The sequence below is a fragment of the Labrys sedimenti genome (genome assembly GCF_034424805.1).
Taxonomy (GTDB): domain Bacteria; phylum Pseudomonadota; class Alphaproteobacteria; order Rhizobiales; family Labraceae; genus Labrys; species Labrys sedimenti.
Window position 1 is genome coordinate 1 of the sequence record NZ_JAXOUF010000016.1, and the last position, 19017, is coordinate 19017.

General features: G+C 63.6%; 19 protein-coding genes. 16 read left to right on the forward strand and 3 right to left on the reverse strand.

All coding sequences use genetic code 11. The features are described 5' to 3' along the window. Positions 1–282: 282 nt before the first annotated feature. From U1R88_RS27835 to U1R88_RS27855, 5 genes are all read left to right on the forward strand, one after another. Positions 283–1554, forward strand: a complete 1272-nt coding sequence (locus U1R88_RS27835; protein WP_322434193.1) for an ROK family transcriptional regulator — start codon at positions 283–285, stop codon at positions 1552–1554. Between the two features lie 122 nt (positions 1555–1676). Further along, positions 1677–4250 (forward strand): ATP-binding cassette domain-containing protein, encoded by a 2574-nt coding sequence (locus tag U1R88_RS27840; RefSeq protein WP_322434194.1) that lies wholly within the window; start codon positions 1677–1679, stop codon positions 4248–4250. Next, positions 4247–5257 carry an ABC transporter permease gene (locus U1R88_RS27845; protein ID WP_322434195.1) on the forward strand — a complete coding sequence of 337 codons (1011 nt, stop codon included), beginning with the start codon at positions 4247–4249 and terminating at the stop codon, positions 5255–5257. Before U1R88_RS27840 ends, U1R88_RS27845 begins: the two co-directional genes overlap by 4 nt. Before the next feature lie 79 nt (positions 5258–5336). Beyond that, positions 5337–6332, forward strand: a complete 996-nt coding sequence (locus U1R88_RS27850) for a rhamnose ABC transporter substrate-binding protein (RefSeq protein ID WP_322434196.1) — start codon at positions 5337–5339, stop codon at positions 6330–6332. Between the two features lie 226 nt (positions 6333–6558). After that, on the forward strand, positions 6559–7593 hold the full coding sequence (locus U1R88_RS27855) for a hypothetical protein (RefSeq protein WP_322434197.1): 1035 nt from the start codon (positions 6559–6561) through the stop codon (positions 7591–7593). 34 nt (positions 7594–7627) lie between these two features. Here the strand turns inward: U1R88_RS27855 and U1R88_RS27860 are convergent, their stop codons facing one another. Continuing rightward, on the reverse strand, positions 7628–8281 hold the full coding sequence (locus tag U1R88_RS27860; protein WP_322434198.1) for a glutathione S-transferase family protein: 654 nt from the start codon (positions 8279–8281) through the stop codon (positions 7628–7630). Positions 8282–8440: 159 nt separating this feature from the next. On the opposite strand from U1R88_RS27860, the gene U1R88_RS27865 reads away from it, so the two are divergent. The 5 genes from U1R88_RS27865 (at position 8441) to U1R88_RS27885 (ending at position 12259) form a co-directional block, all read left to right on the forward strand. After that, a complete protein-coding gene (locus U1R88_RS27865; protein ID WP_322434199.1) occupies positions 8441–9361 on the forward strand; it encodes an aminotransferase class IV in 921 nt (306 codons plus the stop codon). Further along, complete coding sequence (locus U1R88_RS27870) at positions 9348–9695, forward strand: hypothetical protein (protein WP_322434200.1); 348 nt, start codon at positions 9348–9350, stop codon at positions 9693–9695. The genes U1R88_RS27865 and U1R88_RS27870 overlap by 14 nt, the downstream gene beginning before the upstream one ends. A 125-nt stretch (positions 9696–9820) precedes the next feature. Continuing rightward, on the forward strand, positions 9821–10006 hold the full coding sequence (locus U1R88_RS27875; protein ID WP_322434201.1) for a hypothetical protein: 186 nt from the start codon (positions 9821–9823) through the stop codon (positions 10004–10006). Between the two features lie 138 nt (positions 10007–10144). Continuing rightward, complete coding sequence (gene sthA, locus U1R88_RS27880; protein ID WP_322434202.1) at positions 10145–11533, forward strand: Si-specific NAD(P)(+) transhydrogenase; 1389 nt, start codon at positions 10145–10147, stop codon at positions 11531–11533. A gap of 54 nt (positions 11534–11587) precedes the next feature. Then, positions 11588–12259: an HAD family hydrolase gene (locus tag U1R88_RS27885; RefSeq protein WP_322434203.1), complete on the forward strand. Its 672-nt coding sequence runs from the start codon at positions 11588–11590 to the stop codon at positions 12257–12259. Between the two features lie 36 nt (positions 12260–12295). Here the strand turns inward: U1R88_RS27885 and U1R88_RS27890 are convergent, their stop codons facing one another. Both U1R88_RS27890 and U1R88_RS27895 read right to left on the reverse strand, forming a co-directional pair. Next, positions 12296–13207 (reverse strand): DUF2167 domain-containing protein, encoded by a 912-nt coding sequence (locus U1R88_RS27890; RefSeq protein ID WP_322434204.1) that lies wholly within the window; start codon positions 13205–13207, stop codon positions 12296–12298. Between the two features lie 189 nt (positions 13208–13396). Beyond that, entirely contained in the window at positions 13397–14026 is a 630-nt protein-coding gene (locus tag U1R88_RS27895; protein WP_068293484.1) for a DUF4893 domain-containing protein, read from the reverse strand. Between the two features lie 192 nt (positions 14027–14218). Between U1R88_RS27895 and U1R88_RS27900 the strand changes: the two genes are divergently transcribed. The 6 genes from U1R88_RS27900 (at position 14219) to U1R88_RS27925 (ending at position 18848) form a co-directional block, all read left to right on the forward strand. Next, positions 14219–15061 carry a lytic transglycosylase domain-containing protein gene (locus U1R88_RS27900; protein WP_322434205.1) on the forward strand — a complete coding sequence of 281 codons (843 nt, stop codon included), beginning with the start codon at positions 14219–14221 and terminating at the stop codon, positions 15059–15061. A 464-nt stretch (positions 15062–15525) separates the two neighbouring features. Then, on the forward strand, positions 15526–15792 hold the full coding sequence (locus U1R88_RS27905) for a hypothetical protein (RefSeq protein ID WP_322434206.1): 267 nt from the start codon (positions 15526–15528) through the stop codon (positions 15790–15792). Positions 15793–16188: 396 nt separating this feature from the next. After that, a complete protein-coding gene (locus U1R88_RS27910; RefSeq protein ID WP_322434207.1) occupies positions 16189–16692 on the forward strand; it encodes a class I SAM-dependent methyltransferase in 504 nt (167 codons plus the stop codon). Between the two features lie 52 nt (positions 16693–16744). Next, positions 16745–17104 (forward strand): DUF4180 domain-containing protein, encoded by a 360-nt coding sequence (locus U1R88_RS27915; RefSeq protein ID WP_322434208.1) that lies wholly within the window; start codon positions 16745–16747, stop codon positions 17102–17104. A 62-nt stretch (positions 17105–17166) separates the two neighbouring features. Further along, positions 17167–17496 carry a hypothetical protein gene (locus tag U1R88_RS27920; protein ID WP_322434209.1) on the forward strand — a complete coding sequence of 110 codons (330 nt, stop codon included), beginning with the start codon at positions 17167–17169 and terminating at the stop codon, positions 17494–17496. 455 nt (positions 17497–17951) lie between these two features. Beyond that, positions 17952–18848, forward strand: a complete 897-nt coding sequence (locus U1R88_RS27925) for an outer membrane protein (RefSeq protein WP_322434210.1) — start codon at positions 17952–17954, stop codon at positions 18846–18848. Positions 18849–19017: the final 169 nt, after the last annotated feature.

A 19017-nucleotide genomic window follows, 5' to 3' on the forward strand; every position in this document is an offset into this window, starting at 1 on the left:
AAGCCTGACACTCAAACCCTTGCATCAAACACATGAAATAACCCCGCCAAAAAATGACGGGGTTTGTCAGCAGTCTGCGCAGGCGTCTTCGCCTGCATCTTCCTTTCTTCCACGCTCGCAGTTTCCAAGAGCAGGCGTCCCAAGAGCAGGTGAGGCCTGCAATCCCGGGAGGCATTCCCCTCCGACGTTTCATCTCCTGCTTGATAATTAAGCATAGTGCTTTAATAATTGAAGGATCTTACCGGCTCAAGATCCTTCATTCCTTGGAGCACGATGGCGATCATGTCCCAGCCGAACGCGCCCGCGAGCCGCAAGGGCAGCAATTCCGTCCAGGTGCGGCGCTACAATGAGCGTGTGGTGCTCGAGGCCCTGCAGCGCCTCGGCCAGGCTTCCAAGGCTGAGCTTGCCCGCTCGGCCAATCTCACGCCCCAGGCCGTCGCCGTCATCGTCGACCATCTCGAGGAAGTCGGGCTGGTCCGCCATGAGGGCAAGCGAGCCGGACAGGTCGGCCAGCCTTCCACTCTCTATGCGCCAGCGCCCGACGGCGCTTTTTCGATCGGCCTGCATGTCGGCCGGCGGGCCTTCGATGCCGTGCTGGTTGATTTCACCGGCCGGACCCTGCGCATGGAGACCAGCGAATACGAATACCCCGAGCCGCAGATGGTGGCGGAACTGGCGGCTGCCTATGTCCGCACCTTCCGGGCCGGCCTGGCGCCCGATCTGCGCGGCCGGGTGGTCGGTGTCGGGGTAGCGATGCCCTATTTCATGGACAGCTGGACCAAGGAACTGGGCATGCCGGCTTCGATCACCCAGGCCTGGGAGGATTTCGACTTCGCCAAGGCCCTGGGCGACAGCATCGACCTGCCGCTGTTCTTCGAAAACGATGCCTCCGGCGCGGCGACGGCCGAGCTTGTCTATGGTCGGGGCCGCGAGGTGCGGGACTTCATCTATCTGTTCATCTCCACCTTCATTGGCGGCGGGCTGATTATCAACGGCAATCTGGAAACCGGCCCGAACGGCAATTCGGCGGCCTTCGGTCCCTATCCGGTGACGCCTTCGCTGCTGTCGAGCGTGCCGGCGCCGAAAGGGCCTTTCGAGATCCTGCTGCGCCGGGCTTCGATCTATGTGCTCACCAACCATCTGCGCCAGAACGGCGTGCCGATCCGACGGGCTCTCGAGCTCGATGAAATCGGCGAGAAGGCCGAGCCCTTTCTCGGCGAGTGGATCGATGACTGCGCCGATGCCCTGGCTCAGGCGATCGTCGGTGCCATCGCCGTGGTCGATGTCTCGGCCATCGTGATCGACGGCATCCTGCCGGCCGCCATCCTGCAGCGTACGGTCGAGACGGTGTCGCGTCGCTTCGGGGAAATCGTGCCCGAAGGCCTGTTTGCACCCGCGATCGAGGTTGGCACCATGGGGCCGCGGGCGGCGGCCATCGGTGCGGCCATCTTGCCGCTCTACGCCATGTTCGCGCCTGACAGCGCCACGCTGGTGAAGGCCAAGGCGCCGGGTATCGGCCGAGCCAGCCTGAAGACCTATATCGGCGCGGGCTAGCGGGGCGGTCCCGCGCTTGACAGTTCGGGAGCATCGATATATCCATTTGCTTTAATAATTAAAGGTGAGGGGACGATGATGGTGGGCGTATCTCGGTCGCGTCATCGCTGGCGGGCAATGCCATGAAGAGCTGCCTGGCCGATGAGGATTTCGGAGCCTCGATCGCGTCTCCCGTCGCGGCTGCCGGCCTGGCGAATGCCTCCAAGCGTTTCGGGGGGACGATCGCCCTTTCCCATGCCAGTTTCGATCTCCTGCCCGGCGAGGTACTGGCCCTGCTGGGCGAGAACGGCGCGGGCAAGAGCACCTGCGTCAAGCTGCTCGCCGGCGTCTACAGGCCGGACGAGGGGGCGGTGATCATCGGTGGCCAGCCGGTGGAGCATTGGTCGCCGCTGGAGGCACAGCGCCGCGGCATTGCGGTGATGCACCAGCATCCCGGCCTGTTCGGCGACCTGACGGTGTTCGAGAACATCTTCGTTGGCCACATGCCGCGACGCTCGCTGGCCCGCATAGACTATGAGCGCATGCGCGAGGAGGCGCGCGCCCTGCTCGATGTCGTCGGGCTGCAATGCTCGCCCGAGGATCCCTTGAAGGAGCTGCGCACCTCCGAGCAGCAATTGGTCGAGATCGCCCGCGCCTTGTCGGTCAATGCCAAGGTGCTGATCATGGACGAGCCGACGGCGGCCCTGTCCCAGCGCGAGGTCGAGCGCCTCTTCGCCGTGGTCGCCGATCTCAAGGCGCGGCAGGTGGCGATGATGTTCGTCGGCCATCGCATGGAGGAGATCTACCGCATCGCCGACCGCATCGCCGTGCTGCGTGACGGGCATCTGATCGGCGTGAAGCGGGCTGTTGAACTCGACCGTGACCAGGCCGTGCAGATGATGATCGGGCGGCCGCTCAAGGCCATCTATCCGCAATGGGAGTCCAAGCCTGGCGCGGAGGTGCTCGCTGTCTCCGGCCTGTCGCGCGAAGGGGCGTTCGACGATGTCTCCTTCAATGTCCGGGCCGGCGAGATCCTCGGTCTCGGCGGGCTGGTCGGGGGCGGGCGCACCGAGATTGCCCGCGTGCTGTTCGGCATCGACCAGCCGACGGCCGGCAGCATCGAGATGGCGGGCAAGGCGGTGGCCTTCGCCGACCCGCCCGCCGCCATGGCCGCCGGCATCGCCTATGTCTCGGAAGACCGGCTCGGCCAGAGCCTGGTGATGGATTTTCCCATTCTCGACAATGCCTCCCTGCCGGTGATCGAGAAGGCGACGATGGCCGGGTTGGTGATGCGGCGGCAGGAACTCGCCTTGGTCGAACCGCATCTCAAGCGGCTGAAACTGAAATTCCGCAGCTTCGACCAGCCCGTAAAGACGCTCTCGGGCGGCAATCAGCAGAAGGTGGTGCTGTCGAAATGGCTCGCCACCCAGCCCAGGCTCCTCATCCTCGACGAGCCCACCCAGGGCATCGATGTCGAGAGCAAGTCCGAGGTCCATACCATGATCGCCGAACTGGCCCAGCAGGGCCTCGCGATCATCCTGATCTCCTCCGAACTGCCGGAACTGGTGAGCATGTGCGACCGCATCGTCGTGCTGCGCGAGGGCCGGATGGCCGGCTCCTTCACACGCGCAGAGGCTGATCAGGAAAAGGTGATCCGCGCGGCCACCGATGCCGGCGGCGCCTTGGCCATCGAGGCTCCGCAAATGCGGCGCGATGAGGCCGCCAAGACCGAGGAGGCCAAGGCTGGCTGGCTCAAGGCGCTGCTGCGCCGGCGCGAGGTCGGGCTGGTCGGCGCCATGGCGGCCGTGGTCCTGCCGGTGATGTTCCTTAATCCGCGCATGGTCAGCCCCGAGAACCTCACCGCCATCGCCATGGATGCGGCGCTCCTCATGATCGTCGCCGTGGCCCAGATGCTGGTCCTGCTCACACGCAACATCGACCTGTCGGTGGCCTCGGTGATCGGCCTGTCGGCCTATGGCGCCGCCAGCTTCATGCACGCCCATCCCGAAAGCTCTGTGCTGCTGGGCGTCGCCACGGCCTGCGCCATCGGCCTCGCCTGCGGCGCCCTCAACGGGCTGGTGGTGACCCTTGGCCGCGTGCCGGCGATCGTGGTCACGCTCGGCACGCTCTCGGTCTTCCGCGGCCTGAACAGCCTGTGGGCGGGCGGCCGGCAGATCAGCGCGGACCAGGTGCCACAGGCCTGGCTCGACATGACCAGCGCCCGTATCGCCGGCATTCCGGCCGTGATCCTCATTGCCCTTGCCTGCCTGGTTGCGATCGGCGCGATCCTGAAGCATTGGCCGGTTGGCCGGGAGCTCTATGCCATCGGTTCCAATCCGGATGGAGCCGCCCTGATCGGCATTCGCCGCACCGCGCTCGTCCTCGGCGCCTTCATGCTGGCGGGCCTGCTCGCCGGTTTCGACGGCGCCTTGTGGGCCTCGCGCTACGCCACCATCGATGCCCGCGTGGCGCTCGGCTTCGAGCTCACCGTGATCGCCTCGGTGGTGGTCGGCGGCGTCGCCATCAGGGGCGGTGCCGGAACGGTGCTGGGCGTCGCGCTTGGTGCGCTGACGCTCCTGGTGATCCAGAACGGCCTGACGCTGGTGCGCGTCGATCCGCTCTGGCTGCAGGGGGTCTATGGCCTCGTCATCCTGCTCGCCATCGGTGTCGACACCGTGATCGGGCGGCGGACCCAGCAGGGACGGAGGGCACGATGAAGACCAGCCTCGTCGAAAGGATCGCCAGCTGGGAGAATTTCCTGGCCCTGCTGACGCTGGCGGTGCTCGCCTATGCGGTCTTCGCGGTGCCGAACTTCGCCACGGTCTTCAACATCTCGCAGGCCATTGCCGGCGCATCCGAGCGCGCCCTCATCGTGCTGCCCATGGTGCTGCTGATCATCGCCCGCGAGATCGACCTGTCGGTTGCCAGCATCCTGGCCCTGTGCAGCGTAGTCTTCGGCCTGCTGATCCGCGAGGGCCTGCCGCTGGAGGGGGCGATCGCGCTGGCGCTGCTGGCGGGCATCCTGGCCGGCGCCTTCAACGGCGTGTTGGTCACCTATCTCGGCCTGCCGTCGCTGGTTGTCACCCTCGGCACCATGGCGATGTTCCGCGGCATCGGTTACATCCTGCTCGGCACCGGCTCGGTGAACGAGTTTCCCGAAAGCTTCACCGATTTCGGCATCGATACGCTGGGTGACACGCCGATTCCCTGGACGATCGTGCCCTTCCTCGTGCTGGCGCCGGTATTTGCCGTCCTCCTGCAGATGAGCGGCATCGGCAGGCGCATCTATGCCATCGGCGGCAGCCCCGATACGGCGCTCTACGCCGGCGTGCGGGTGGCGCGCATCCGCCTCGGCCTGTTCGTGCTCAGCGGCTTCATCTGCGCCATCGCTTCCATCGTTTTCACCGCCCGCCTCGCCAATGCGCGGGCCGACAATGCCATCGGCCTGGAACTCGACGTGATCACCATCGCGCTGCTCGGCGGCGTCAGCGTCTTCGGCGGCAAGGGCAAGCTCACCGGCGTGTTCCTGGCGCTGGTGCTGATCGCCACGCTGCGCAACGTGCTGGGCCTGAGCCAGATCGGCGGCGATGCGCAGGGCACCGTCATCGGGCTGTTGCTGATCTTCTCGCTGCTGCTCAGCACCACGGCCCAGCGCCTCTATGGCGGTCTCCAGGCAAAGTTCAAGACAGCCGGCCTGCCGAAAGGGCCGGAACGGACGACCTGACTGAAAGCGTAGACCAACAACGACCTCGAAAAGGCGTGAAGGAGGAGACGAGCCCATGAGAACAGCGATGAAAAGAGCGATGAGAACACACCTGATCCTGACCACGGCCATCCTGCTCGGCGCAGCGGTCCCGGCCCTCGCGGCCGAGAAATGCGCCAAGGAGCCGGTTACCGTCGGCTTCCTGCCCAAGCTCGACACCGACCCCTATTTCCAGGTCGCCAGGACCGGGGCGGAGGAGGCCCAGAAGGAGATCGGCGGCAAGGTGATCCAGCAGGCGCCGTCCCAGGCGACCGCCGAAGCCCAGATCGAGTTCATCAACAATCTCGTGTCCCAGAAGGTCGACGTCATCGCCATCTCCGGCAATGACGCCAATGCCGTGGCGCCCGCCCTCAAGCGCGCCGCCAAGCAGGGCGTCAAGATTGTCTCCTACGATTCCGACGTCTCGGAAGCGGCCCGCTCGCTCTTCTTCAACCAGGCCAAGGGCGACAGCCTGGCCGAGATGATGCTGGAAAGCATGGGTCAGATGATCGGCTATGAGGGGGATTTCGCCATCCTCTCCTCCACGCCGACGGCCACCAACCAGAATGCCTGGATCGACTTCATCAAGAACAAGATGAAGGAACCGAAATTCGCCAAGATGAAGCTGGTGCAGATCGCCTATGGGCAGGAGAGCGAGCAGGTCAACCAGCAGCAGGCCCTGGCCCTCGTCCAGGCCTTCCCGAACCTCAAGGGCATCATCATTCCCGCCGGCATCGGCCTGCCGGCCGCGGCGCGCGCCCTCGAACAGGCGGGTAGCCTCGGCAAGGTCAAGCTGACGGGCCTGGCGCCGGCCACGCTGATCAAGAAATACATCCAGAACGGCTCCGTCCAGGATATCTGGTGGAACGTCAAGGATCTCGGCTACCTGACCTATTACGGCGCCCAGCAACTGGCGCAGTGCAAGATCGAGGGCAAGCCGGGCGACAAGTTCAAGGCTGGGCGGCTCGGCGACTATACGGTGGGCGAAAAGGGTGAGGTGGTGCTCGGTCCCGCCAAGATCGTCACGCCGGCCAATGTCGAGGAATTCAAGTTCTAAAAACTGCAGACGGGGGTGCCTGCCCACGGGTCATCCCGGACGCATCGCAGCACATAGTGATGCGGTGCAAATCCGGGATCGTCCTCCGCATAAGGCGTCCTTGTGATTTGACGGTCCCGTGTCTGCGAAGCAGCATTGCATGCTGCATCGCGCACGGGATGACTGAAGCAGAGTGACGGTCTGTCGTTGCCGGCTCGCACCCCTTCCAACAATCGGACATATCCATATGCCGCAAACCTGGTCGCTCGACTGGTCGCATGGCCAGGTGACGGTACATGCCGGCGCCGCCGCCCTGGGCCGTACGCGCTTTCGCCTCGAGGATGGCCGCTTCGTCGAACCCTTCCACGAGGCGCCCTGGATCACGGCCGGCGAGGCGGTCGAGCCGGGCCTGGACAATCTGCGCGGCGATTGGCCCTGTCTGCCCTTCGGGCGGCTCTACGGCAGCGATGACGCCCTGGTCGGTGCCTGGCGGGGGCTGGTCGATGCTTCGTTGCCGGAGGCCGCCCATGCGCTGGGCCCGAGCGACCACCTGCTGCATGGCTACAGCGCGGCGTCCGAATGGAGCCTGGTGTCGCGCACGCAGGATGCGATCATCCTCGGCCTCGATTATCCCGGCGACTCGCCCATCGAACGCATCACCCGCACGATCCGGCCGATCGATGGCCAGGCGGGGCTGGAGGTCTGTGTCGAGATCCGAGCCCGGCGCCGCTGCATCAGACCTTTCGGCTTTCATCCCAATTTCGCCCTGCGCGGTGCGCCGGGATCCTTCCGCATCGAGCCCGGCCCCTATCGGTTCGGCCTGACCCATCCGGTCGCGGAGCCGGCGGCGCGGGCCGAACCGGACCGCCGGTTCGCGACACTTGCCGATGTCGCGGTGAAGGCGGGCGGCAGCGAGCGTTTCGACAGGCTGCCCTTCGCCGATGACCGCGAGGACATCCTGCAGCTCTGCGGCATCGAAGGCGGTGTGCATCTCGTCGATGAGCACGACCGCGTCGCCTGGGATATTTCCTGGGACACGGCGAAGCTGCCGTCCTGCCTGCTATGGATGAGCAATCGCGGGCGCAAGTTTCCGCCCTGGAACGGGCGGCATCTGTGCGTCGGCGTCGAACCGGTGGCCTCGGCCTTCGATTTCGGATCGGTGATCGCCGCCTCGGACAATCCCATTGCGCTTGCCGGCGTGCGCACGGCGCTCACGATCGAGCCCGAAACCCCGCTCACGCTCGGCTGGCGCATTCGCGGCCATACCCCGGCGCCAAGTTAAGTCGTTGTCCCCGGTGCCGGCTCGGTCTTCCGGCTCATGGTCGGCGGGGTGAGGGCGCGTTGATCGCAAATTGCGCGTCGAAAGCCCTTATATAGGCGGGCCGGGCTTCGCCGCGAGCGACATAGGCCGCCAGGTTTTGATATTCGTCCAGGAGGCCCGATGGTCTCAGGCGTAGCAGCACGGATACCATCAGGAGATCGCCCGCGCTGAACGCGCCGTCGAGCCAGTCGGCAGCGCCCAGGCGAGTCGAGAGTTGGTCGAGCCGGGCGCGAACACGGTCCTTGACCAGCGGCAGGCGCTCCTCGCTCCAAGGCTTGTCGGCTTCGAATATCCTGGCTGTCACCAGTTCGAGGATCGGCGGTTCGACGGTGTTGAGCGCGGCAAACATCCAGGTGATCGCCCGCGCCCGTGCATCGCGCCCCTTCGGGAGCAGGCCCTCATGCTGCTCGGCGAGATGAAATACTATCGAGCCGGTCTCGAACAGGCACAGAGAACCCTCCTCATAGGTGGGAATCTGGCCGAAGGGATGGAGGGCCAGATGGCCGGGCGCCTTCATGTCTGCGAACGAAACCAGGCGAACCTCATAAGGCTGGCCCACTTCCTCGAGCGCCCAGCGAACGCGCGTATCGCGCGCCAGTCCCTTGCCACCGTCGGGCGAACGCTCAAAGGCCGTGATGGTGATTGTCATCGCATCGGTTTCCTGCCTGGCCGACTTTCTCGGCCTCCTATCGTGACGACGAACGAGCCTGCCGGAGGGCGACATCGGCCTTGAATTATTTTCATTGCCGGGCGCAGATCGCACAGGCCCGATTCCGATTGAAGGCCGTTGGGGCAAGAGCGAGGTCGCATGAACTATCCTGCCGGAACAGCCTATATCGATGGCGCCTTCGTGCCGATGTCGGAAGCCAAGATTTCGGTGCTCGACTGGGGCTTCCTGCATTCGGATGCGACCTATGACGTCGTGCATGTCTGGAAGGGCCGCTTCTTCCGTCTCGACAGCCATATCGAGCGCTTCGCGCGCTCGGCCGACAGGCTGCGCCTCACTTTACCGGTCTCGCCCGGCGAGTTGGCCCGGATCCTCGCCGAATGCGTCGCCCGCTCCGGTCTGGAGGATGCCTATGTCGAGATGGTGCTGACGCGCGGCACCTCGCCGACCTTCTCGCGCGATCTTCGCGAGGCCTGTAATCAATTGATCTGCTTTGCCATTCCCTTCGGCTGGATCCTCAAGCCCGAACAGCGCGAGGCCGGGCTTTCGATCGTGCTGTCCGACATCCGCCGCATCCCGCCGGATTCGGTCGATCCCACCGTCAAGAACTATCACTGGCTGGATTTCGTCATGGGCCTCTACGACGCCTATGACCGTGGCGCCCAGAGTACCGTGCTGACGGATGCCGGGGGCAATCTTGCCGAAGGCCCCGGCTTCAACATCTTCACCGTCCGCCAGGGTCGGATCGCCACGCCGGACCGCGGCGTGCTGCGCGGCGTCACGCGCCAGACCGCCATCGACCTTGCCGCCGAGTTCGGCTTTCCGCTGGAGGAACGGGTCGTGCCGGCAGCCGAGGCGCTGGCTGCCGACGAAGTCTTCGTCACCTCGACCGCCGGCGGCATCATGCCGGTGACGCGGATCAATGCCGCCGCCGTCGGAGAGGGGCGCATGGGACCGGTCACGAGGGCGCTGCTCGAGGCCTATTGGGCCAGGCACGAGGATCCTGCCTGGTCGACGGCGGTCGCGGACGTGGCGTCGGCAGCCTCTGGTGCCGGCCGATGACGAAGCCTGGGATACTGCCGTGACGATCGAGCAGCAGGGGTGGGGCCCGATCACGGCTGGATATGGGGCTCCCTTGCGCAAGACCTTGCAGCACCGGGACGGGCAAGCCACCCTCGTCTGCATGGCCGACGGCCGCGAATTGCTCGTCTACGATATCGCCTGGTGCCGCGATGCGGGCGATTGGTGGGAACATGTCACCTGCAACACGTCACGCGAGTCGGTGCATCAGCAGCGGGAGGTTCACGTCTTCCACCTGTCCGATGTCGTATGCCTGCGCGACGCCGAAACGGGTGAGCTTCTCCAGTCCCAGACACCGGATTCGGGTGCGCGATGATCGCCTGTCCCGATCCCGCGGGGAGACGACAGGAGGGGAAGCACCCGCTCCGGACGTATCGCTTTTCGCTCCGCCTTGTCGAGGAACGCCACGGACAGGGGAACTTCGACGACGCTGGCGACGCCATGGTTACCGCTCTGTGGGATATCGCCGGGCGCGACGAGCGCCATGTGGTCGGCTTCGAATTCGACATCGGCCATGCCAATCCCTGGTTTCATGCCCTGGTTTTCTCGGTGGCCGGCCTGTCGGAGCAACTGCATCGGCGCCTTCTCGATCGCCTTGCCGCCATCGGCCTGCCGCCCGACGCCTGATGTCGCCGTGGCATTTTTTCTTGTCTCTTGGCAGGCGAGGCCCCTATGTGCATTCATGCTGTCATGCAGCATGACGATGCTGCGGGGCATTTCCCGCCTTTTCGACACTTCGTTCCAACCGCCTAGAGACTTCCCTCCATGTATGATTATGACATGCTCGTCATCGGCTCGGGCCCGTCCGGCCGGCGTGCCGCCGTACAATCGGCCAAGCTCGGCAAGTCGGTCCTGGTGGTGGAGAAGGGCCGGCGCGTCGGCGGCGTGTCGGTGCATACCGGGACGATTCCCTCCAAGACGCTGCGCGAGACGGTGCTCAACCTGTCGGGCTGGCGCGAGCGCGGCTTCTATGGCCGGGCCTATCGGGTCAAGCAGGATATCGGCGCCACCGACCTGATGGTGCGTCTGCAGAAGACGCTCGACCACGAGGTCGAGGTGCTGGAGCATCAGTTCAGCCGCAACACCGTACGCACGGCCCGCGGCGAGGCGCGCTTTCTCGGCCCGCACGAAATCGAGATCACCACCGAGACCGGAACCAAGAGCACGGTAACGGCGAACTACATCCTGATCGCCTGCGGCACGCGCCCCTTCCGCCCCGACTACGTGCCGTTCAATGCGGACAATGTCTTCGACAGCGACGAGATCATCGAGCTGCCCCGGTTGCCGCGCAGCCTCACCGTGATCGGCGCCGGGGTGATCGGCGTCGAATATGCCACCATCTTCAGCGCACTCGATGTCGCCGTCACGCTGATCGAACCGCGCTCGAGCTTCCTCGATTTCATCGACAAGGAACTGATCGAGGAGTTTATGCATGAGCTGCGGGACCGCAACGTCTCGCTGCGCCTGGGCTCTCCGGTGGTCTCGATCGAGCGCGAGGACAGCCGCGTCGTCACCAAGCTGGGGGACGGGCGCAGGGTATCCTCGGAGATGCTGATGTTCGCTGCCGGGCGCGTCGGCAATACGGACAGGCTGAACCTCGATGCGGCCGGCCTGAAGACCGATCACCGGGGACGCATCGGCGTCACGCCCGCCACCCTGCAGACCGAGGTGCCGCATATCTATGCGGCTGGCGACGTCATCGGCTTTCCCAGCCTCGCCTCCACCTCGATGGAGCAGGGGCGAGTGGCCGCCTGCCACGCCTTCGGCCTCGATCCGCCGCCGCCGCCGGAATATTTCCCCTATGGCATCTATTCGGTACCGGAGATCTCCACGACGGGGCTGACGGAAGAGGAGGTGCGCCAGAAGGGCATTCCCTACGAAGTCGGCATCGCCAGGCTGCGGGAGACTTCGCGCGGCCACATCATGGGGCTCGACAGCGGCATCATGAAGATGATCTTCTCGACCAAGACGCGCCGCCTGCTCGGCGTGCACATCCTGGGAGAGGGGGCGACCGAACTGATCCATATCGGCCAGGCCGTGCTCAACCTCAAAGGCACGATCGACTATTTCATCGAGAACACCTTCAACTATCCAACCCTCGCCGAGGCCTACAAGATCGCGGGCCTCGATGCCTGGAATCGGATGGGGCGATAGCGCAGTCCCGTCCGCACCCTGTCCCCATTTCGCGTAAAATCATAGGAGTTCGCCGTGTCCGCTGACCGCAAGCTCGTCGTCCTTCTCGACGTCGACAACACGCTGCTCGACAATGACCGCTTCGGCGAGGACCTCGGCGACCATATCGAGGAAGCTTTCGGGGCCGATCAGCGCGCGCGCTACTGGGCGATCTACGGCAAGATCCGCGACGAATACGGCTATGCCGACTACCTGGCGGCGCTCCAGCTCTTCCGCGCCGGGCTGGACGACGACCCCGACCTGCTGCAGATGTCGAAATTCCTCCTGGAATATCCCTTCGCCGAACGCGTCTTTCCGAAGGCGCTGGAAGCGATCGCCCATCTCAAGGGTTTCAGCGCCCCTGCCGTGCTTTCGGATGGCGACATCGTGTTCCAGCCGCGCAAGGTGCAGCGCGCCGGCCTGTGGGATGCGGTGGAAGGGCGGGTGATGATCTATCTGCACAAGGAGCAGATGCTAGGCTCCGTGCAGCGCCACTATCCGGCCGAGCATTACGCCATGGTGGACGACAAGCCCCGCCTGCTCGCCAAGATGAAGGCGGTGATGGGCGACAAGCTCACCACCATCTTCGTGCGCCAGGGCCACTACGCCCTGGAGGCGGATATGAGCACCATCGAGCCCAAGCCCGACGTCACCATCGAGCGCATCGGCGATCTCCTGACGCTGGATCGGGCGGCTTTCGAGGCGTAAGGGGGGGGGCGGGTGGCGCTTGCCGCGTCCCCGAGATCAGCTCCTGCGTGCGAAAAGCCGTTTCACCGAGCCGAGCAATCCCGCCGCCGCCAAGAAGATGAAAACAAAGAACTTCTTGCCGAAGGCCAGCAGTAGGGCGAGGAGACCGAGCTTCTTGGCCGCGGCAACGCCGAGCCCGGCGGCGACCACGCCGGCAAGACCATATTCGGCTTTGGCGTCGGAGGACGGCGAGAAATCTTCGTAGCGTGCACCGGACTTGTAGGTTGCGAGGCTGGCGAGGCTGGTCGCTGCCGCACTGACTTCGGGAAGGCTCGACATGGTCGAGATCATATTGAGGCTGAGGAGGCCGCGGCGACCCAAGATGCGCACATCATAGTTGAGCGTGTTGTCGGTCTGGTTGCCAAAGTGCAGGTTCTGGGCCCAGATCAGCGTATGGCGCACTGGATCATAGGAGGGCGGCTGTGCCCAGCCGACGATATGTATCGGCTCATAGCCCTGCTTCGCGCGATCGGCGTTTTCCTGGTCTTCACCCTCGCGTAATTGCTTGAGGACGGCATCATAGTCGGCCGTCTTGGAGTCTTCGTCGGAGACGTAGCCCTCCGGCTTATAGGTGACGACCGCGCCCCATTGTGCGTCGGCGAAATTGGTTCCGTCCTTGAAGATCATTCCCAGGACATTATTTGCAGAACTGGGCGGGTTCTTCCAGGCGTCGACGATCACTTTCCTGGAATCTTCCGAATTGAGGAAGTAGTAGTCTTTTCCGAGCTGAAGAGTTGCCTCAGCAAGTGGAATTTGGACTGTGTCATATTTAGGTTTGAGGGATTTTTGAATAGCGATGAGCTGCTGAACCCGAGCCTCTTGTCCAGATGGTAAATCTTCGGAAAAGGAACTACTTATACTTAGGGTGGTAATGATAAGACTAAAAACGAAGGCTGTTGCAATTTTCATGTCACTTCCCCAGCGCCATTTTTGAGGTGCTTAGCATGAAGATTGGCGGCTCGGAAGTCGTTGTTTGCGTTTTCACCAATGGATAGTCATGCCGATCTTTGGTGATGAATCGGCAAGACTTGTTGCGGTGCGGCGCATGTGTCGTGGCGGCGGCCTTGCCGCTCTGCCCGAGATGCTTGATTTGTCGCCTCAGCGCACCAGTTCGAGAATCTCGAGCGTGCTGCAGCAGGTCTGCGGCATTTCCAGCCTCAACTTGCGCGGGCCGGCCTTGAACAGATAGGCCACCGCATCGGATTTGGGCGAGGCGCCGTAGGCGACCGGCGGGTCGTCACCATTGGCGTTGCCGCCCAGGAAGACGAAGCGGGTGTTGCTGACGCGGTAGAGAAAGCCGCTGACGCGCTGGGAGCCGTTGATCTTGGCGAAGAACAGCTTGCCGCCGCGTTCGCTGATCGCGCATTTGAAATAGGGATAGGCATAGACGCTGCCCTTGCCGTCATTGGCCTTCGAGCCATCGTCGAGCTGGGCGCTGCGGCAGCGCCAGGTGCCGACGAGTTCGCGCGTATTGGCGATCGGCCTGGGCTCGCCGGCGAGGATCTCCTCCAGGGCCATGCCGTCCGCGGTATGGCGGGCATTGGAGCCGAGCACCGCATCGATGGCGCTGCGGCGCGTCGCTTCGAAATTCATCAGGCGGGTGCGGTCGGCGTCCTCGATCGACACGGGCAGCAATGGCGTGGGATCGAAGTCGGAGGCGGCCAGGGCCGTGCCGGTGGCGGCTGCGAACCAGGCGAGAGCGGCGACGGCCCAATGACATCTCGTCATGATGGAACTTCCAATTGGCGGGATGTCCTGTTTGCACCAGTCCACGCGATCCTGGCAAGGCAGGCACGGCGTCATGGGTCATTGCCCGCGAGCCAGCTGTCGGGAGATGAGAATCCAGGGGCGGAAGCACTTGCCGAGGAGCCCGGCTGCGGCGATAGAGAAAGCCGCGCTGGCAGTGGCGGGGCCTTGTTTGTGACCTTTCGGCTTTTTCTTGCGACGATCCTGCTTCTCGCGGCCTTCGCTTGCATGGCCGTGGCAGGCCGGGCGGAGGCCCGCCAGGAGAGCCTGGACGAGGCGATCTGCCGCCTGATCGAGACCTCGGCGCGCGCCAACGACATTCCGACCGAGCTCTTCACGCGCCTGATCTGGCGCGAGAGCAGTTTCCGGCCCGGCGTCACCTCGAGCGCCGGTGCCCAGGGCATCGCCCAGTTCATGCCGGGCACGGCAGCCGAATGGAAGCTCGACGATCCCTTCGATCCCGAAAAGGCGATACCGGCCTCCGCCGCCTATCTCACCGCCCTGAAGAACCAGTTCGGCAATTGGGGGCTGGCGCTCGCGGCCTACAATGCCGGACCCAAGCGCCTGTCGGACTGGTTCTCGCGGCAGCGCTATCTGCCGGCGGAAACCGAGGCCTATGTCCGCTTCATCACCCATCGCAGCGTCTATGACTGGGCCTCGGACGACGGTCTCAAGCGGAGGGAGGAACCAGCTAGGCCGGTCAATTGCCTCGCTGTGGTCACTGCCGTGCGCAAGGAAGCGCCACGCCTGATCGAGGGCCCCTATGCGCCCTTCGGCGTGCAGCTCTCCGGCAATTTCTCCAAGGCGATCGCCATCGCCTCCTATGAGCGGGCGGTCAAGCGCTTCCCGGCCATCCTGTCGGGCCGGGAGACGCTGATCATCGGCACGCGCATGGCCGGGCGCGGCCGGCGGGCCTTCTACCGTGTCCGGCTGCCGGCCCGCACCATGCGCGAGGCGGGCCTCATCTGCGACAAGCTGCACCGGGCCGGTGGCAGCTGCGCAGTGCTGCGCAATTGAGTCCGGTGCCGACCGGCCAAAGAAAAAGCCGGATGCGGGGGCACCCGGCAGTTGGGTCGTTGGGTCGGGCCACAAAGCCCGAAGAAACTACGAGTGCGTCAACAGCTCGAAGTCATGCGGGCGGGCCCGCTCGAATGCCAGGAACGGTCTCAAGGCATCCGACTGCGAATTGAACCGGCCGGCCGGGATTTGGTTCCGTGCTTCGAGTGAAAAATTTTTGAAGCTGCCGCGCGTGTGCTGCGCAGAACCTCGGGTGGGCGTCTCCGACGCTGTCGATATCGGAACATATCATGAACAAAATGCTCGACAGCCACGGGGCCCTCGCCTAATTTTCCGGTCTCGATTCCGAAGTCGTCCAGTGGTTTGCCGGCAGCGGCGGGAACCGGGCCGGGGCGGGCTCGTGCATCGTCACGGTGGAGCGAGATACCAGCCGATTTCAGTTTTCCGAACAGGGAGATCCGCCAATGACGTCGCAAGCCAGCAAAGCCGAACAGGCTTTCCCGGAGGATCTGGAGGCGGACGTGGAGCGCGTCATCGCCGATTGCGACGGCGATGCGCGCATGGCCGTGCGCGTCCTGCTGGTCGCCAACAGCCACGCCATGGCCGAGATCGCTGCGATCGAGGCCGAGATGACCAAGCTCCTGGCCGACGTCTCGCGCGGCTATGCCCGGGGCCACTGGGAGTGGCTGCTGGAACGAGCCGAGATCGGCATTCCCTATTCCCGGGGATAACCGAACGGAAGCTGGTGCAACCCGGTCCCCCGCTCAATCCTGGCAGGAAAAGAAAAAGCCCGCTTGCGCGGGCTGGGAGGTTAGACGAGAGAGAGACGAGCTGGAAAGACGCGAACAACACGGCAGGGAGGGGATCTGTTCGGAGATTGCCGCGCCGTTCGCAGAATCAACTTAGCCGCTACGCTATGTTCGCGCACACCGGCAAATTTGACGGACATTGGAAGAGACCCGCATGTCGCGGCCGCCGGGCTGCCCGGCGTTGCCCAACCCTGCAGGATCGCTTGCCTCGCTCCGGGCCGCTGGCTTATGACGACCGGCATATCCGGTTCGGAAGCAGCATCCGGAAGCCTACTCCCGGCACTTGGCCGGGATTTCTACAATGATGTGAAATGGATAATGAGCTACCTCGATAATTTCATCAATCGCATGACGGCCCAGCGCAACTGCCTCGACCTCGCCGTCGAGCTCGTCCGGGGCGTCGAGGGGCCGGTGCTCGAATTCGGCCTCGGCCACGGCCGGACCTATGACCATTTGCGCCAGAACTTCCCCGATCGAGACATCTATGCCTTCGACATCAGGGTGAGCCCCAATGTCTTCGTGCGCCCGGCGGACGAATTGCTCTTCCTCGGCGATATCGCCGACACCATCCGCACCGCCGCCGAGCGCCTGCCGCGCAAGGCTGCGCTGGCCCATTCCGACCTCGGCCTCAAGGACAGGCACGGCGCCGTGCCGATCGTGGCCGACATCATCGCCTATCTGCCCGGTTTGATGGCGAAGGGCGGCTTCTATATCTCCAATGTCGACATCGCCCTGGTGGACGGCGAGGTGCCGCCCGCCTTTCGGCGCCGGGACTTTCCGCAGGTGACGGGCGACCAATATCACATCTACGAGATCGTCTGAGATAGAGGCCGCCGGTGCATGCCGCCGTGACGAAGCCCTTGGGAGAGCGACCGTGAACGACAGAGTCGAGGAGATCCGGGGCGTCCGGGTGCTGGTCTGCGCCGAGGAGGGCGAGAAGCTGGCCGGCGAAGGCGATATCAACGATTTTCTCGGCAAGGCCTGGGAGCTGGAAGCGACGATGGTGGCGATCCCCGTCGCCCGGCTCGCCGACGATTTCTTCCGCCTCCGCACGCGGCTCGCCGGCGCCGTGGTGCAGAAATTCGTCAATTACCGCCTGCGTCTCGCCGTGCTCGGCGATATCTCGGCCTGGATCGCCGAGAGCGACGCCCTGCGCGACTTCGTGCGGGAAGCCAATCGCGGCCGGGACATCTGGTTCGCTGCCGACCTAGCGGAACTGCGCAGCCGGCTATAGCCCCCGGGAAGGGGCGGCGCGAGCGTTTCCCGCCGCTATGCTGGTTGGCGCGGGACCCCCAAGTGAAAGTTCCGGGCGGAGTCGCAGCAGGCGCCGCAGACAACGGTTACGCCCGCCTGCGCTTCGGCTTCATCGCCCCAGACATAGTTGGCCTTCGCCAGGCGAGCCTCGCAGGCATCGCACCAGGCATCGGATCTGGGATTCACCGGATCGTCGCCGAACCAGAAGCCGACACGATAGCCGTCTCGGGCACCGTGGACGATGTGCTGGCAGACGAAGGCCGCCGGCTGCCGGCCGTGGATGCGGCAGTGAATCGTTCTGTCTCGTGGATCCACGATCGGCCTCGGCGGCTCCTGGCGATAACCAACGATATGTTGGCCGTTCCGACGTGACAATCGCGTCGGGGCACCCGCCCGCCGCCTGATGTCACCGGCTTTGCAGTGAAGGTGCTTGATACCGCCGCAACCCTTTCCGGGAAGCCGGCGCAATCGGCTTGAAGGAGAATGGCCAGCCTGCCGAGACCGCGAGCGCCGACTTCGGGATGACGATTGCCTGGAAAGCGGAACACCCAATGTTCGAATTGCGGGAGACCTACATCGAAAGGTCAGTCGCACCGCGCAAACATTAGTGCGTCACCCCAAAGCAAAGGCATTATACGACAGTATGTGTAAGATAGTGACAGTATCTGGATATTACATTTTCTATTGGATCTGGATTCTAGAGAATTCCCGGTTTTTCTGGCGGAAATCTGTCAAATCATAGTAAAAATGTCTCGACTATCACCAAAATTCTAGGGCAAAATATAGTGATTAATAATCACTGTCGCAGTGAATAGTGGGGGGCGATCTTGAGACTTGTTTTGGCAGTTGCCTTGGCCGTTTTGTTTCCATCAGCCGCGTTGGCCGCCGATCTCGCGCCCGCCCCGGCGGAGCCGGCCGCTCCTGCGGCGCCCGGCTATAGCTGGACCGGCTTTTATGCGGGCCTCCATGCGGGATATGGATGGGGCGAGCAAAATGTGGACCAGAATGATCTGATTGCTCGAGACAGAGCAATTATGATGGGCGGAACGCCACTCGTATGCCCGCCTGGCCAGACTTTTCTTGTCATGACGGGGGTTTGCGAGATTACAGATGACAAATTCATGCCGAATAAATTCGACGTGAAGGGCGTTATTGGTGGCGTGCATGCTGGCTACAATTACCAGTTCGCCAATAGCGGGCTTGTGGTCGGTGTCGAGGGTGACGTGGATTATGCTGGCATTAAAGGCCATGCTAATGGACTAGCTGGCGTGCATGCTACACGCGAGGATGACCCTTTTGGTCTTGGTATGACGGGTTTCGTACAGCGCAGTCTTCATTTGAAGAGTGAATGGCAAGGTTCAGTTCGTCTGCGTGCCGGCTATGCAATTGATAATATCTTGCTCTACGCGACTGGCGGCATCGCTATCGCCGAAGCCAACTTGATCAATAACACCGGGCTGTTTGCTCAGGGTGGAATTCCCGTCTCCGGTTTGTCTGCCAGAACCTCTTCGAGTAAGGTCCATATTGGTTGGACAGCCGGTCTGGGCGCAGAGTATGCCATCACCGCAAACTGGTTGCTGCGAGCCGAGGTCCGCTATACCGCCTTCCAAGAAAAATCCTATGGAACCAGTTATATTGCGAATGCTAATACTTTGATCGACAAGCCCGTGAAGATTGGATGGGATCAAGTCACCAGCACGCTTGGTCTCAGCTATAAATTCTAATCTTTCGACAAATCACGGTACAAAAGACTCGGTTGCCAGCAGAGGAGCGACCGAGTCCGGTTTGCGGCGGCTGCGGGTCTAGATTGGCCTCATGACCGCAGGACGATCCGAATGGCTTCACCGCCGCCCGCCGCTTTGCTCTCAACGAGCATGCAATTTACGATCAGAA